Origin of the sequence: Nonomuraea sp. GTA35 (genome assembly GCF_041950525.1) — a bacterium.
Classification (GTDB): domain Bacteria; phylum Actinomycetota; class Actinomycetes; order Streptosporangiales; family Streptosporangiaceae; genus Nonomuraea.
The window spans coordinates 1-15207 of the sequence record NZ_JBGNUV010000039.1; the positions used below are offsets into that span (position 1 = coordinate 1).

Below are 15207 nucleotides of genomic sequence, written 5' to 3' on the forward strand. Positions count from 1 at the left end.
ACCTGACCACCCGACCGCTCGCCCACGCATTGGCCTGGTCCGAGCGCCGACGCATGTCCCAGACCCGCGCACGCAGCAGCCATTACTGGCGGCGCTGGCTCAAGAACAACGAAGTGTTGTTGTAATATTAGGCGATCTCGGCTGGCCACAGGTCCTCGATGAGAGGGTGTTTGATCCCATAGTGATCAGGTGCGCCGAGGCGGTCGATGAGCCAGGTGGACCCGAACCCTGAAAGGCGAGAGGCCCGTCGCGAGTCCTGCGCGGCGGGCCTCTTCGTGCTCTGGGTCAGGCGTGCATGTGGTTCAGCCGCAGTGCACGTTGTTGAGCTTGACGCTCGTCCATTCCGGCGAGATTCCCTCTACATCAATGCACTGGCCGGGTGCTGAGACGTACACCGGACCGGCGTAGTACTTGTAGTTTCCGGCGTCATAGGACTCCCCGCTGCCATCGCCTCGGGAGATCACGACCCCCTTCCAGCTGGTGGTGTTGGCGTAGGAGCCGTAGCCGTAGGTCAGGGCGCAGTTCTTCCCGGTGCTGGAGCTGTAGTACACCTCCAGCGTGCCCGTACGGGTCCCGTCCCTAGAAATGGAGTAGACGCCGACCCGGGAGTAGCTGCTGCCGCACGGGCCTGCCGCGCCGGCTGGGGCGGCCCCCGCCATCAGCGTGACGGAGGCAGTAAGGGCCGTGCCAGTCATGAGAGCTGCCAGCTTACGTGTGTGCACGCCCATCCTTTCGATCGCTTGTGCTAGAACATGAACATCACTGGCGCACGCTAGCCCGACCGGTGTTTCCTTTCTGTTTGCATATCAGGAAGTGACCGAAGCCCCACCGGCCAGCCATCGGGCGGTGCCGACGTTTTCGTGGGCCATGGCTTCTTGTTACTCGCGGGTGCCGCTTTGGCTGTTCCAGTCCCGTGGATGCCGGTGAGCCCCACTGCTGCCTTAACCGCCCCCGCCTGAGAGGCACTGCGGGGGCAGCTCCCTTGCGCCCGCCAGATGGTCTACCATGTGGTCGCGTACGCGGCGGCGCATGGATCAGCGTCGGGAGGTGGTCCACATCATCGCCTCACCCGGTCAGGGCGCGGCCCGGATGGCCAGGGGACGCTCACAGCCCACGGTAGACCGCTCTTGCCAGGCGCTGCCACCAGTGGCCTCCACCCGCGCCGGAGCCGGCTCCGGAGTTCAGGGCGACGGGGAAAGCCGCTGTCCAGGACGCCGACGCGGCGTTCGGCGCCTCTTCAGGCGGCCTGCGGAGCAGCCGCTGGCCTTCGGGTCCACGCTGGTGGCCTTTTCCTGGTCGGCCGCCTGGCCATGAGCGTGATCGCGATGGTCAGGTGGGCTTCGCTTCGAAGCCGTATACGGCCGAGGACCTGAAAGCGCGGCGACGGGACGGCTCCCCCAAGCTGTGCCCTGCGCGGGGGTGCGACAAGAACATGCCCGCATGCTCCTCAACGGATCTGGAGGTGGAGGTGGCGTCCGCCGATGGGCTGAAGCCGACGCTGACGGTGCTGCGGAGCCTCCCCCAAGGAGCCGGCGGCGCTCAAGGCCGGCTGCTGGAAAGCTACCGCCCTCAGGTGGACGCCGAGCGCGAGCGCTGGCTCAAGGAGGCCGCCTCGCGGCTCATCACCTCACCGGCGACGCCCGGCACCAGCGTTGCCGCCTACCTGCTCCTCGCCAAGGAGCCGGGTACCACGGTGGTCGACGACATTTTCGAGGACGTCCGGTCTCGACGGGCTGGCTCTCGAAGAGAAGGCGGGGCAGGGCGGGCGTAGGGCAGATCGTGATCGATCGTAAGACCGGCCACGTGCTCGGGAGCCAATGGCCGGCTCCTGACGGTGTCCACCATCACGCCGAGATCGTGAGGAAGGTGGGCTGGAGCGATGTGCGCCCGGTGCCACCTGCCGGATGTGTCCGGTGTACGACCCGGTTGTAGAAGCACCGGATCGCGGCGCGGCGAGCACGGAGGGCACGTCTCGGGCTCTGCTTCTGGGTGGCCGCCCTCGCACGTCATCGAGCACGAAAGGGCGGAATCGTGGCAGCGGCTCGCGTGCGTCGAAAGGGAGCCCTCACCGCTGTCGCCGCGCCTGCCTCATGCATCCGCTGAGGCGTCCCGGCATTCAAGGGGAAGGCGATATCGGCCTTCGGACAACAAGGGATGACCGCTGTACCGCCGACGACAAGGTTGTGTATGAAGGAGCCAGACATGGCAGCTCCCCAGAGCGTCGTACCGCCGTGGCCGGACGACGCCACGGTGATCAAGCGGTCCTGGGACGAGCCCGACTGTTTCGGCGCCGTCTTCGACGCCCACTACAGCGAGATCCACCGCTACGCCACCCAGCGGCTCGGCCCGCACGCGGCCGACGACATCTGCGCCGAGACCTTCGCTCTCGCCTTCCGTCAACGTCATCGCTACGACCTGAGCCGCAGCAGTGCCCGACCGTGGCTCTACGGCATCGCGACCAACGTCATCAGCCGCCACCGGCGCGATGAGGTCCGCCTCTTGCGCGCGGTGAACCGGCTCCGCCCGGTACCGGAGTCCGCTGGGGGTCATGAGGACGCCGTGACCGCGAAAGTGAGTTCCGAAAGGCTCAGAGGGGCGCTGGCCAAGGCCATCGCCGCTCTCCCCGCCGATCAACGGGACGTGCTGCTGCTGGTGGCGCTGTCGGGGCTCAGCTACGAAGAGGCGGCGCAGGCTCTGGACGTGCCCTTCGGCACGGTCTCCTCACGGCTGAACCGGGCTCGCAAGAAACTACGCAAGGCGCTGGGCGGGGCCAATCCCCTGCTCGACGAGGAGGACATGCATCGATGAACGACCTGGATCTCGTACGCGGATTGTATGACGATGATCCGCCCCCGCCCACGCGCCAGGCGATGGCCCAGGCCCGGGCGCAGATGCTGGACCAGACCCGGACCGTACGCCGCCGCCCTCTCCGCGCTTGGCGCCTGCCGCTCGGCCTGGTGGCCGCCACGATGGTCGCGTTCGTGGTCGCGGGCATGGCGCTCATCGACCACGACCCCGCAGCACCGCAGAAGCCCGCAGAGGCGAACAAGGGCGCGGACCCTGCTCCTCAGGCCCTCACTCCACGCGGCATGATGCTGGCCGCCGCCTCTCAGGCCGAACAGCAGCCACAGGGCCGCTACTGGTTCACGCACCAGCGGACCGGCCTACCGTTGCTCGCCCTCGGCCGGACGGGCGGGTACGTCGTGGAAGAACGCATCGACACCTTCCAGTGGACGGGGCGCACCCGCGGCGACGGCCAGGCGTTCTACGGCCGCGACCTCGCCGGCAAACCCCAGACCGACGCCGACGTCAAGGCCTGGCGGGATGCGGGCTCACCTCGAAGCTGGCAGGTGCGCTCGTCGGGAGTAACGCGGACGCTCAGCACCACGTCCGGCACATGGGACGCGGATCAGAACAAGTCTTCAGGCGGCGCCTTCAACATTCCAGGCGTCGGCTCGTTCACCTACGCGGAGCTCCAGAATCTCCCCGCCGAACCAGAGAAACTACGCAAACTGCTGTGCGAGGGCAGAGTCAGGCTCACGCCGGAAGTGGCCGGGCAACTGCGCCGCGGCGGCGTCACCGCGGCGCGCAAGCGCTGCGACGGCGCATCCGGCGTGCTCGACAAAGTCTTCTTCGCTCTCAGCAGCACCCCGGTCCCTCCCAAAGTGCGGGCCGGCCTCATGCGTCTGCTCACCGACTACCCCGGTGTACGCCGACTCGGCGCCGTTACCGACCCCCTCGGCCGCCCCGGCGTCGCCCTCGCGGCCTCGTACGAGAGCCGTGACGGCAGGGGTACGCTCCAACGCGACCTGATCTTCGACCAGCGGACCGGCCAGGTTCTGGGCAGCAGGGACATCCTCCAGGAACGCGGCCCTGACAGCCAGTCCTGGCAAGTGCCCGGCAGGGTTGTGCACTACTGGCTGATCGTGGACTCGGGCTGGACCGACACCAAGCCCACGCTGCCCGGCTAGATGGTTGCTTCCAAGGGTTGGAGATCGGCTGTTTGACTGCGGGCGTGAAGCGAAGGCGTTCAAGATCCGTTGGTGCTCCAACCAGCTTCCAGCGTCTTGGCGTGGCCTGCATGAACCCTTCGCCCCGCAGCATGTCGGCAACGGTGTCGGCGGACACCACGCTGATCGCCAGCACCGTGCAGGCGGTGCACGGCAGCGGCGTCCGCGCGGCGTAGAAGGCGTCGACATCGACCGCGGCCTGCACGATCGCCTGCTCGATCTGCCGTTTGCCGATCACGTTGCCGCAGCGCGCGACGAGGGCCGCGTGGGCCGCGTCGAACGAGCCGCGCACCGTCTCGATGACCGCGAGCTTGGCCAGCCCTGCCGAGTGCCGCACCACCGGCAGCGACAGGGCGGAGTCGGCCGGATAGAGGTTGCGCACCCCTGGGGCGCGCCAGGCGCACCGGGTGACGGTCACCGTCCCGACCACCGTGGCCAGCAGGCGGTGATGCCCTGTCTCCAGCCGTGGCCGCGGCACGCCGTCAGACCCCACCACCTGTGCGGATGCCCCTGCGTCCGTGTCCTGGCGGGCGTGATGCGTCTGCTGCTGCTCGCGCAGCGCCCGCAGATCAAGGTGTGCTTGCAGCAGCTGGCGTTGCAGCTCACGGCCCTGCTCGATGATCGTCTCTTCCAGTCGGTCATGGGTCAGCATGCCGGACGCCGCGTCGGTGAGCTGTCCGATGAGCCAGTTGAAGGTGTTCTTCGCCTCCGCAAAGACGTCAGCGGCCAGGCCGGTGTCGTACGGTGCCTGCATAGGGCTCTTCTCTCGCCGGGGACATGTGGTTGGCACCTTTGAACCTGACGGCGGAAGAGCCCTGCCGCAATCACCCGCCCGGTGACGAAGCAGATGACGACGCGATGCCGTCTCGTGACCCTCCGTCGCCCTGCCCGGAGACCTCACGCGCCACCGGCTCGGTCACCATGAACAACCCCGGCCCTTCTTCCCGTGCCCAGCCGCGTTCCACCAGCCGCTTCAGCTTCGAGCGTAGTCCTTCCCGCTTGGCGGCCTCATCCGGCAGCCCCATCGCCACCGCGATCTGCCCGGCCCGCATCGCCCGGCCAGCATCGACCATGATCTCCACCGCGTCCCGGTACGCGCGCGGCAGCATCGCCGCCTTCATGCCCGGCCGCCACGGCGGCACCGTCACCACACCGAGCACCGGCGGCCGTACCGGAACCGCGCCGACCGCGCCGATGCCCTCGCCTGCGAGTTCGGCCGTTTCCATGGGCTCACTGACCAGCTCGGCCGCCTCGCCTAGGATCTCCTCCACTGTCTCCCGCATGATCACCAGCCGTGACAACCGATCGTGCTCACCCTCCAGCCGTGACTCCAAAGCGGCGATCTGCTCGCGGATCTCCTCGATCCGCTGCCGGGCCACAGCCTCACGCCGTGCCAGCTCCTCCAGCAACGAGCCCACCGTCACCACCGCCTCACCGTCTGCACTCACAGTAGAAGGCGGTTCCCGGACTAAACAGTCACGACCACAAAAGCCCAGCTCAGGCGCTCACTGAGAAAGAGCTACACCCTATTCTGGTCCCGCTCTCAGCGGAGACTCACCACACCAGCTCTATGAGCCGTCACTGCCCGACGCCGTCAGGCTTCCTTACGACATCGACTTCCCCGTGTTCGTTGATTGGTGCGCACCCGCCGCCATGCTCGTGGAGGGCGACTACCTCGGAGCAACCTCGGCCGTACTGCAGCGGCTCAGCAAGGGAGCCCAGGTCTATAGCGCCTGGTGGAACGTCAACGCCCGCAATCAGCTGAGCTTCGCAGTTGGAGGCGAACTCGTCTTGATGGTCGACTCGATCTGCCCTGGGCACCCAGAGAATGATGCCGGCATCGGTCAATGGCCCGAACTGCAGCCCGCGCGGACACTCCAGGTGTGGCCCCCAGCAGTGGTGAGGCCCGGAACTTGCCCAAGGGCATTGTCGGTGGGACCGATGTGCTTGCGCCCGATATAGGGCAAGATCGCCCCATGCGCCTCGCTCGCAAACCCCTCGCCCTGCTTTTCACCGGCGCCATCGGACTCGCCTCGCTCCTGACGCTCTTTGAGGTGAGCACCCCCGGCCTGTCCTACTGGGCATTGCTGCTGGCGCTGTACTGGCTGGCGCTCGCCATCACCTGGTCCGCACTGTTGGGTGAAGGCGCGCGGGGGCGTGCGCCCTGGATGTTCGTCCCACTCGCGCTGGTGCTGGGCACCGTGCTGCTGGTCACGGTCGACGCGCCCCTGCACATGCGCTTCGCCTTGTCGGAATCGAGCCTGGAGCGCTACGCCCGGTCGGTGCGCGACGACGACGATGGCCGTGATCGGTGGCGGGGCCTGTATCAGGTGGGCTACACGGAGAAAATCCCGGGAGGAGCGCAGTTCATGGTCACCTCGCTCACATGGGGATGGAAGAGCTACGGCTTCGCCTACATCCCCGATCGAGCACCGGGCCCCGACGAGGTCTGGTACGAGCACTTCAAGGGTCCTTGGTACATCTGGACTGACGGGCCCTGAACCCCACGATGCATAACCTCCCCAGCAGGGCGCTGTCAGTACCCGAAGGCCGCCGGTTGCCTGGTCCTCGCCCCTGTGATTCCCGCCTACGCCGCCACCGCGGTTCCCTCACCGCAGTCCCGCCTTGACCTGCTCACCACCGCGGACGGCATGGCGGGCGCGTTGAGCCAGGTGCGCGGTCCGAACGGGGCGAACGTGACCCGGCGCTCCGGTACCGCCCAGCGGGGAAGCGGGAAGCCGATGACCGGGCCTGAGGGCCGGTTCAGGATCGCCAGCGCGAGCAAGCCGATCATAGCCGCCCCCGTGTTGCGGCTGGCCGATCAGAAGAAGATCGACCTGGCTGCCAGGGTGGAGCGTTACCTGCCCGGGGTGCTGCGCGGCACCGGCGACGGCGCCGCGATCGACGGCCGGGAGATCACCGTCCGGATGCTGCTGCAGCAGACCAGCGGCCTGCCCGAGTTCCTCGACGCGGTCGAGTGGAAGGAACCCTTCCCGGACTTCCTTCGGGTGGTATTGACGCGCAAGCCGACGCCGCGCGGCTCCTTCGCCAACGCCAACTACCTGGTCCTCGGCATGATCGTGACCAACGTGAGCGGCAAGGACTTCCGCCAGGCGAGCCAGGAGCTGATCCTCAAGCCGTACGGGATGCGGGACACCGGGGTCGGGGAACGCGGGGACAGCCATTGGCGGTGAGATGGATCTGAGTCGGACGATCACCGCGACCTGCGGAAACACCGAAGATCGTGCTGTCGCGCCAGACTGTCCCACCGTGTTCGGGCCGGAACGCTGATTTGACCCTGTCGGCCGCGCGCCCCTCTGACCTGCTCGAACAGCCCATACCGCCAATGACTGTCCCGTTGTTCCTCGCCCCCGGAGCTGCCGACCCGGATCCGCGAGCTGGGCGGCGCGCTCCCGCAGTACTCAGACTTCACGCCGGCGGGCGACAGGGTCTTCTACCTGGCGCGTGAACCGGACGCCAGCGTACTCGTGCTGATGGTGCGTGAGCCCGAGGGAGCGAGCAGGGTCCTGTTCGACCCGGACACCGTGCCCGGCGAGGCGCACCATGCCATCGCCTGGTACGTGCCCTCTCCCGACGGCCGCCACATCGCCTGCGCCGTCTTCCCGTCCGGGTCGGAGGAGAGCACGATCCAGGTTTTGACGTCGACTCCGGTGCCACCCTGGAGACGACCCCGCCCACGACGCGCCTTGCCTTCCTGCACCGGCTGGGCACCGACCCGGCGCGGGATGAGGTGGTGCTGGCGCGCTGGCTCAACCCCCATGTCGAGCTGACACCGCAGGATCGGCCCTTCCTTGTGGTGCCGCCGCGCGGTGAGTGGATGCTGGCGATCGTCTCCTGCGGCGCACTCGGCCCCTGGATCAGCGAGCAGTTGAGCGATTGCTCGCTGTACGTGGCGCCACGAGTCGCGCTCGCCGATCCGGCCACCTGCCCGTGGCGGAAGGTAGCGGGCGTGGCGGACGGTGTGTCCGCCTTCGTCATCAGCCACGACACCCTCTTTCTGGTCTCCCATCGGGACGCGCCCCGCTCCCAGGTGCTGGCCGTTCCGTTTGCCGTACCGGATCTGTCTCGAGCCCGGGTGGTCGTGCCCGCGGGTGAGCGCGTGGTGGAGGCGGTGCGGGTCGTCGGCGACCGGCTGCTGGTGCGCGATCTCGACGGTGGCGTCCATCGGGTACGGCATGCGCCCCTGTCCGGCGGCGAGCCCGCCGACCGCCCGCTGCCGGTGGAGGGCGCCATCTGGGAGTTGACCACCCACCCGGAACGGCCCCAAGCGATACTGCCCCGGGATCATCCTCTCCTGCTCAGGAAGACTCCCAGCCTGCGCCGCGTCTGCGGAGCGACCGGTGGTCTCGCCGGTCTCCGTGTTCCCTTTGTCCGGGTGTCGATCCACCGATCGGTGGATCGGCCCGACCTGTCGGTTGACCCGGCGGCCCCACCGTTCGGGAGCCGAATCCCGTCCACTGGCCGGTGTTGGCGGAAGTGCCGGTCGTAGCAGGCTGGACGCAGTCAAACACCGTTGGGCAATGCCCCGGAAAGGACGCACGCATGCCACCAGTGATCGAGGTACGCAACCTCCACAAGCGCTATGACGACAAGGTCGCGGTCGAGGATGTCTCGCTCACCGTTCAGGAGGGCGAGATCTTCGGGATCCTCGGCCCGAACGGCGCCGGCAAGACGACGACCGTGGAATGCATCGAGGGCCTTCGCACACCGGATCGGGGCGCGATCAAGGTGCTCGGGTTCGATCCCCGCCGTGACCGCGCCGAGCTGACCCGGCGGCTCGGCGTCCAGTTGCAGGCCGGCCAGCTCCCGGAGCGGCTGCAGGTCGCCGAGGCGCTGGAGCTGTACAGCTCCTTCTATCCCGGCCCGGCCGACTGGCGCGCGCTGATGCACGGCCTGGGCCTGGCGGACAAGGCGAAGACCAGGTACGCCAAGCTGTCCGGCGGCCAGAAGCAGCGGCTGTCGATCGCGCTGGCGCTCGTGGGCAGTCCTCGGGTGGCGATCCTCGACGAGCTCACCACCGGTCTCGACCCGCAGGCTCGTCGCGACACCTGGGAACTGATCGAGGGCGTGCGCTCGCGCGGGGTGACGATCGTGCTGGTCACTCACTTCATGGAGGAGGCCGAGCGGCTGTGTGACCGGCTGGCGCTGATCGACGCCGGCCGGGTCGTCACGGTGGACACCCCGGCAGGCCTCACCGAACGGGCGCGCATCGAGCAGCGGATCCAGTTCCGTCCGTCCCGGCCGCTGGACGATCGCCTGCTGGCGAGCCTGCCCGACGTCTCCAGCGTCACCCGCCAGGGTGAGCTGGTCATCGTGGGCGGTAACGACAACGCGCTCAACGCCGTCACCACCGTCCTGGCGCGCAACCAGATCGTGGCCGAACGGCTACGCGTCGAGCAGGCGAGTTTGGAGGACGCGTTCGTCGAGCTCACCGGCAAACGCCTCGGCGCCGTCGCGGACGCCGACCCGAAGTAGCTCCCGATACAGCGAGAGGAAACCGTAATCGTGTCAGCCCTGAACACTGCCGCCCCTCCGGTCACCGCCAAGCGCGGTTCGGCGACATGGAGGCTCATCAAAGCCGAGAGCAAGCTGTGCGTCCGCGACAAGGTCGCACCGATCTGGGGCGTCGGCTGCCCGCTGATTGTGTTGATCATCCTGGGCAGCATCCCCGCCTTGCGAGAACCTCAGAAGGCCAACGGCGGCTTGACGAACTTCGACCTCTACGTGCCTGTACTGATCCTGTTCAACGTGGCGATCCTGGCCATGACCGCCCTGCCGGCCACGCTGGCGGGCTACCGGGAGAACGGCGTGCTCCGGCGCATGCAGACCACGCCGGTCGGCCCGGCCCGCCTGCTGGCCGCCCAGCTCGTGGCCAACTTGACGATCGCGGTCGTCGCGATGGTCCTGTTCCTCGTGGTGGCCGGGCTCGGTTTCGGTGTGGACCTGCCGCAGAACCTCTTCGGCTTCGCCGTCGCCTGGCTGCTGGCGTCCGCCGCGCTGCTCTCGATGGGCCTGCTGATCACCGCGCTGGCGCCCGGACGCAGCTCGGCCTCGGCGATCGGCACGGTGTTGTTTTTTCCGATGATGTTCTTCGCCGGCCTCTGGGTGCCGATCACTCAGATGCCCGCGGTGCTGCAGAACATCAGCCATTACACCCCGCTCGGCGCGGGCATGCGGGCCTTCCAGGAGGCGTACCTGGGGCAGTTCCCGTCCGCCCTCCCGCTGCTTACTCTGGCGGCCTACGCGGCCGGGTGCGCGCTCATCGCGGTCCACTGGTTCCGCTGGGAATAGAGCGCGGAGAATGGACTCGGCGCGGAGGAGGAGAATCTTGAGCAGGCGGTGGCGGCCGGAGCACTGGGCCGCGGTGTGGGAGAAGCGGCCGTTCCTCCTGGCCACCGCGGTGCCGTACACCTTGCTGGCCGCCCTTGTCGTCTTCAAGGTGATCGAGGGGCCGTCGGTCGGCGACTCCCTGCTCATCGATCTCGGCCTGTGCGCCTTGGCCGCGACATGGATGCTCGGCATGTTCACCCTGCGCCCCGCCGGGCGGCAGCGGCCACGGATCATGGGGGTGTTCTTCACCGGGCTCCTAACGATCACCGCGATTCTGGTGGCACGCGATCCCGCGTTCGGGCTGTTCACCCCCGCCCCCTACATCTACGCCTTCACCGTCCTGGGCTGGCCATGGCGGCTGCCGGGCGTGGCCGCCGTGGCGGTGGTGGCCGGTGCCGCCCAGGCTTCCAGCGTGGACAGCACGACCGGGCTCGGCCTGACACTGTACGGAGCCGTCATCGTCGCCAACGTCGTCCTCATGAGCGGCACCGCCTGGGTGCTCCGGCTCGCCGAGCGGGAGAAAGAGCAGCGAGAGCAGGCCCTCGCGGAGCTGAGCCGGACGAATCGGCTGCTGGAGGCGACACTCGCCGAGAACGCCGGCCTGCACGCCCAGCTGCTCACCCAGGCCAGGGAGGCGGGCGTGCTCGACGAGCGTCAGCGGATGGCCCGCGAGATTCACGACACCTTGGCACAGGGCCTGACCGGGATCATCGCGCAACTCCAGGCGGCCGAGCAGATGCACGAGGTCCCGGCACCGTGGCGCCGGCCCTTCGACGCCATCAAGAAGCTGGCCGGGGAGACCCTGTCAGAGGCCCGGCGCTCGGTCGACGCGCTGCGGCCCGAGCCGCTGGACGGCGCGCGCCTGAGCGGCGCACTCGCCGACGTCGCCGACCGCTGGTCGAAGCTGCACGGGCTCGCCGTTCACGTCACGACGACCGGCACGGCGCGGCCTATGACACCGGAGGCCGAGTTCGCGCTGCTGCGCACGGCCCAGGAGGCCTTGGCCAACGTGGCCAAGCACGCGCACGCGACCAGGGCGGGGGTGACGCTGTCCTACCTGGAGCACGAGGTCGCGTTGGACGTACGTGACGACGGAAAGGGCTTCGATCCTGCAGGTCTCGAAGCCGGCGCGGCCACGGACGGCGGGTCACGGCCGTCGTCCCGCAGCGGCGGATTCGGCCTGACCATCATGCGTCAGCGCGTCGAAGGACTGTCCGGCACTTTGCAGATCGAGTCCGAGCCCGGCGCCGGCACCGGGATCTCGGCCCGCATCCCCGCCCTGCCGGCCGGGAGCCGCACATGACGGATCACGCGGCCGAGGCCCCGATCCGGTTGGTGATCGCGGACGACCATCCCGTCGTCAGGGATGGGCTGAGCAGCATGTTCGCCTCCGCGCCCGGATTCGAGGTGCTGGCCGAGGCCGCGGACGGCGCCGCCGCCGTACGGCTCGCCCAAGAGCTCCAGCCCGACGTGATCCTGATGGACCTGCGCATGCCCGGCATGGACGGGCTGACCGCGATCAACGAGCTGACCAGGCTCGGCGTCAGCGCGCGCGTGCTTGTTCTGACGACCTACGACACCGATTCCCACGTCCTGCCGGCGATCGAGGCGGGTGCGACCGGCTACCTTCTCAAGGATTCTCCCCGGGAGGAACTGCTGCGAGGTGCAAGGGCCGCCGCCAAGGGCCAGAGCGTGCTGTCCCCTTCGGTCGCGGCCCGGCTGATGAACCGAGTCAGGACACCCGCGCCGCAACTGCTCAGCCAGCGGGAACTCGAGGTACTCGAACTGGTGGCGGCCGGGAGCACCAACCGTGAGGCAGCCGCCCGGCTGTTCATCACCGAGGCCACCATCAAGTCGCACCTGCTGAACATCTACGCCAAGCTCGGGGTGAATGAGCGCGCGGGCGCCGTCACCGAGGCGTTCAACCGAAGGCTGCTCATCCCACGAACGCCCGAACAATCGTGACCCGCAGGGCGAGCGAGCCCCCGATGTTCGTGAGTGTCATCGTCTCAGGCAGCGGCATGCTGGTCTGCCTCGTGCTGGGCAAGCGGGCGCGCCGGTCGGTGCGTTCCGGATCCAGCGCGCTGGTGATCCGGTCGAAGCCGCGGTGAAAACGCCGGGACGAGGCCGGCTTCTGGTGCGGGTCGCCGGCTCTGATCGGTGTCAAGCTCAGCCTCTCCTGCCGGGAATCACGCCCAGCGCGTGCTGACCGCCTACGAGCGCGGTCGACAACACGATGACGCTGCAGGTGGCGCTGCTGGCGTTCGTCTTCCTGGCGATCGGCCAGGGGCGCGCCAGTAGGTCGCGATCGGCGTGGTGGCGTCGCGACCCTGGTGGCACGGTTCCTGCGGCCCGCCTGTGAGCGCAAGGTCCACTCAGGCGGGAGTTCCTAGGTGCCGGGGCAGAACACCGCCTCGGCCGCCTTGTTGATGTCCGGGCCCACGGCGGTCATGGCGTCGTGGTTCGGGATCTTCAGCGTGGTGGACACGGCGAACTGCAGACGGCCGTCGGGGGAGCTGAAGGTCACGGTGTAGGCCCCGGGGACGCTGCCGGCGACCGGCCGCAGTTCCGGCTTGCCGCCACACAGGGCGGGCGGCTGCTGCTGTTGCTGCGAGGCTGCCGCCGGCCGTTGGGAGATGACGCTCCGCAGGTTCGCCGGTAGCAGCTTGCCCTGGTTGAACGCGCGGTGGAAGGCGCTGATGTCGTGTGCGGTCGAGATCGCCCCTTCAGCGCCCCAACTGGTGGCGTTGAGCCGGTCGACATCGCGCGGTTCCCCCTTCGAGTCGGGGACGTAGCCGTGCCCGTGCGGCCCCTTGATGCCGTCGCCGACCTTGGTGGCCAGGTAGGTGTGGTCCATCCCGAGGGGGACGAACAGGCGGCGGGCGAACTCGGCGGCCCGGGCGTGGCCTGTCACCTTTTCGATGATCATGCTGAGGAGGATGTAGTTGGTGGTGGAGTAGAAGTACTGTCCCACCTCCACCGGGCGCGGCACGCTCCGCGCGGCCTTCACCAGGTCGGTCAGGCTGTATGCGGTGGTGAAGTCGTAGACGTCGAACTTTCCGCTGGCGATGAAGTCGGGGATGCCCGAGGTGTGCTGGATCAGCTGCCGTACGGTGATCTCGTCGGCCCGGTCGACCAGATCCTGCCGGGCCGTCTCCGGCAGCACGTCGCTGAGCTTGTCGTCCAGCCCGAGCTTGCCCTCCTTGACCAGTTGCAGCACCACCGTGGCGGTCATCAGCTTGGTCTGCGATCCGATGCGGTAGCGGGCGTTGGAGGGGATGCCTCCGCCCTTGCCGTCAAGCAGGCGCGAGCCCGCCGAGCCCCGTCCCACCCGCTTGCCGTCGACGTACACCTCGCCGATCGCGCCCACCACCCCGTCGTTCTTCGCCAGCGCCTCCATCGCCCGCTGAACGCTTCCGAGCTTGACGGGCTGCCCGGCGGCAGTGGCGGCCGCCGGGGCCGCCACGCCCAGCGCGAGCACCGCGCACACCGATCCGACCAGGCCCACACTCGACACACTTCTCATGACTGATCCCTCTCCGTGGATAACGGATCAAGTTCTAGCCCGGCCGGTGTTTCCTCCCTGTTTGCATAGCGGTAAAGCGAACCGAAGCCCCACCGGCCCGGCCCAACGGGCGGTGCCGGTCACTACTCCCGTACAACACCGGGGGCGAGGAACAACGGGACAGTCATTGGCGGTATGGGCTGTTCGAGCAGGTCAGAGGGGCGCGCGGCCGACAGGGTCAAATCAGCTTCCGGCCCGAACACGGTGGGACAGTCTGGCGCGACAGCACGATCTTCGGTGTTTCCGCAGGTCGCGGTGATCGTCCGACTCATGATCCATCTCACCGCCAATGGTTGTCCCCGCGTTCCCCGGCCCCGGGATACAAGCCTGCCACCACCCGCCGCCACCTCCACCAGCTGCGCCGCCACCGACTCACCAGCCGAACCCCACAGACCACACTCGACGCAGCTCAACGCCTCCACGACCGCCTCAACCGAGCCGCCCGACGCATCGGCGCCGACGGCACCCGCGAACGACGCCACCGCACCTACGCCATCGAACGTGCCGCCTGGGCCTGGTGGCTCGCCGAGCACGAATGGATGCGCACCCGCGGCAAACCCCCGCAAAGGACGAGCCCTCATCCCCGGCCAACGCCGCCTGATCCTCGCCGGCGCGCCCAGCCACGCCAACCGCGACCGCTACCCCCGTGACCGTCACGGCCGAGCCGACCACCGCGCCGCCCGCGTCCACCTGCTCGCCACCCGCACCGACGCCGCGTGATGCCTACGCACCCCCGCCCGACCAGCACGAGTCCCGAAGTTATCTGGGGTCGCCATAAGGCGTCATGTAAGGCATGTGGGGGTGGTGCGCACATGCCTTACAGGTATCCAAGGGTTGTTCAGTCACGTCAGCCACGTAAGGGAGGTGCCATGCTCCGCTGAGGGTCTCGATCTGAGGTGTCGTCGAATAGCGTCTGAAACGCTTCTCGTTGCCCGATCCAAGTAGAGGTGAGTGCACTCAAGGACGAGATCACGACGAGAAGGGCAGAAGATCAAATGACAACTGTGACACCCGTACGACGCACCCGGCGCATCGTGGGACTGGCCGCCGCGGTGGCGGCGGCCGCCACGGCCGTGGTGGTGCTGACCGGCGTGACCGGCGCGACCGGCAGCGCGGCGTACGCGGTCTCCAAGGGCTCGGACGGCACTGTCGACGTGCAGATCAACTCGTTCGTCGACCCCGAGGGCCTGGAGTCCGAGCTGGCCGAGGCCGGGATCACGTCGGTGGTGGACTACCTGCCCGCAGGCCAGACCTGCAAGCAGCCCCGGGGCGAGAACGGGG

At 68.4% G+C, this 15207-nt stretch carries 16 protein-coding genes and 1 pseudogene; 14 read left to right on the plus strand and 3 right to left on the minus strand.

The window, feature by feature from the left end:
- Nucleotides 1-302: 302 nt before the first annotated feature.
- Nucleotides 303-695 (minus strand): hypothetical protein, encoded by a 393-nt coding sequence (locus tag ACBJ32_RS58940; RefSeq protein ID WP_375134328.1) that lies wholly within the window; start codon nucleotides 693-695, stop codon nucleotides 303-305.
- A gap of 638 nt (nucleotides 696-1333) precedes the next feature.
- On the opposite strand from ACBJ32_RS58940, the gene ACBJ32_RS58945 reads away from it, so the two are divergent.
- The 4 genes from ACBJ32_RS58945 (at nucleotide 1334) to ACBJ32_RS58960 (ending at nucleotide 4806) form a co-directional block, all read left to right on the plus strand.
- A complete protein-coding gene (locus ACBJ32_RS58945) occupies nucleotides 1334-1771 on the plus strand; it encodes a hypothetical protein (RefSeq protein WP_375134329.1) in 438 nt (145 codons plus the stop codon).
- Between the two features lie 431 nt (nucleotides 1772-2202).
- A complete protein-coding gene (locus tag ACBJ32_RS58950) occupies nucleotides 2203-2808 on the plus strand; it encodes an RNA polymerase sigma factor (RefSeq protein WP_375134330.1) in 606 nt (201 codons plus the stop codon).
- Entirely contained in the window at nucleotides 2805-3971 is a 1167-nt protein-coding gene (locus ACBJ32_RS58955) for a CU044_5270 family protein (protein ID WP_375134331.1), read from the plus strand. The genes ACBJ32_RS58950 and ACBJ32_RS58955 overlap by 4 nt, the downstream gene beginning before the upstream one ends.
- A gap of 571 nt (nucleotides 3972-4542) precedes the next feature.
- Nucleotides 4543-4806, plus strand: a complete 264-nt coding sequence (locus tag ACBJ32_RS58960; RefSeq protein WP_375134332.1) for a hypothetical protein — start codon at nucleotides 4543-4545, stop codon at nucleotides 4804-4806.
- Nucleotides 4807-4834: 28 nt separating this feature from the next.
- Here ACBJ32_RS58960 and ACBJ32_RS58965 read toward each other — a convergent pair whose 3' ends face one another.
- A complete protein-coding gene (locus ACBJ32_RS58965) occupies nucleotides 4835-5437 on the minus strand; it encodes a hypothetical protein (RefSeq protein WP_375134333.1) in 603 nt (200 codons plus the stop codon).
- 549 nt (nucleotides 5438-5986) lie between these two features.
- On the opposite strand from ACBJ32_RS58965, the gene ACBJ32_RS58970 reads away from it, so the two are divergent.
- The 9 genes from ACBJ32_RS58970 (at nucleotide 5987) to ACBJ32_RS59010 (ending at nucleotide 12472) form a co-directional block, all read left to right on the plus strand.
- Nucleotides 5987-6511: a hypothetical protein gene (locus ACBJ32_RS58970; RefSeq protein WP_375134334.1), complete on the plus strand. Its 525-nt coding sequence runs from the start codon at nucleotides 5987-5989 to the stop codon at nucleotides 6509-6511.
- Between the two features lie 75 nt (nucleotides 6512-6586).
- Nucleotides 6587-7204 (plus strand): serine hydrolase domain-containing protein, encoded by a 618-nt coding sequence (locus ACBJ32_RS58975; RefSeq protein WP_375134335.1) that lies wholly within the window; start codon nucleotides 6587-6589, stop codon nucleotides 7202-7204.
- 204 nt (nucleotides 7205-7408) lie between these two features.
- Entirely contained in the window at nucleotides 7409-7801 is a 393-nt protein-coding gene (locus tag ACBJ32_RS58980) for a hypothetical protein (protein ID WP_375134344.1), read from the plus strand.
- Complete coding sequence (locus ACBJ32_RS58985; RefSeq protein ID WP_375134337.1) at nucleotides 7765-8520, plus strand: hypothetical protein; 756 nt, start codon at nucleotides 7765-7767, stop codon at nucleotides 8518-8520. The genes ACBJ32_RS58980 and ACBJ32_RS58985 overlap by 37 nt, the downstream gene beginning before the upstream one ends.
- Nucleotides 8521-8573: 53 nt before the next feature.
- Complete coding sequence (locus tag ACBJ32_RS58990; RefSeq protein WP_375134338.1) at nucleotides 8574-9506, plus strand: ABC transporter ATP-binding protein; 933 nt, start codon at nucleotides 8574-8576, stop codon at nucleotides 9504-9506.
- A gap of 30 nt (nucleotides 9507-9536) precedes the next feature.
- A complete protein-coding gene (locus tag ACBJ32_RS58995) occupies nucleotides 9537-10322 on the plus strand; it encodes an ABC transporter permease (protein ID WP_375134339.1) in 786 nt (261 codons plus the stop codon).
- 37 nt (nucleotides 10323-10359) lie between these two features.
- Complete coding sequence (locus tag ACBJ32_RS59000) at nucleotides 10360-11664, plus strand: sensor histidine kinase (protein ID WP_375134340.1); 1305 nt, start codon at nucleotides 10360-10362, stop codon at nucleotides 11662-11664.
- Nucleotides 11661-12326 carry a response regulator gene (locus ACBJ32_RS59005; RefSeq protein ID WP_375134341.1) on the plus strand — a complete coding sequence of 222 codons (666 nt, stop codon included), beginning with the start codon at nucleotides 11661-11663 and terminating at the stop codon, nucleotides 12324-12326. The genes ACBJ32_RS59000 and ACBJ32_RS59005 overlap by 4 nt, the downstream gene beginning before the upstream one ends.
- Nucleotides 12327-12349: 23 nt before the next feature.
- Entirely contained in the window at nucleotides 12350-12472 is a 123-nt protein-coding gene (locus tag ACBJ32_RS59010; protein ID WP_375134342.1) for a hypothetical protein, read from the plus strand.
- A 278-nt stretch (nucleotides 12473-12750) separates the two neighbouring features.
- Here the strand turns inward: ACBJ32_RS59010 and ACBJ32_RS59015 are convergent, their stop codons facing one another.
- Nucleotides 12751-13887: a serine hydrolase domain-containing protein gene (locus ACBJ32_RS59015; protein ID WP_375134343.1), complete on the minus strand. Its 1137-nt coding sequence runs from the start codon at nucleotides 13885-13887 to the stop codon at nucleotides 12751-12753.
- A 1034-nt stretch (nucleotides 13888-14921) separates the two neighbouring features.
- Between ACBJ32_RS59015 and ACBJ32_RS59020 the strand changes: the two are divergent.
- Nucleotides 14922-15207, plus strand: a pseudogene (locus tag ACBJ32_RS59020) (hypothetical protein); the annotation flags it as partial.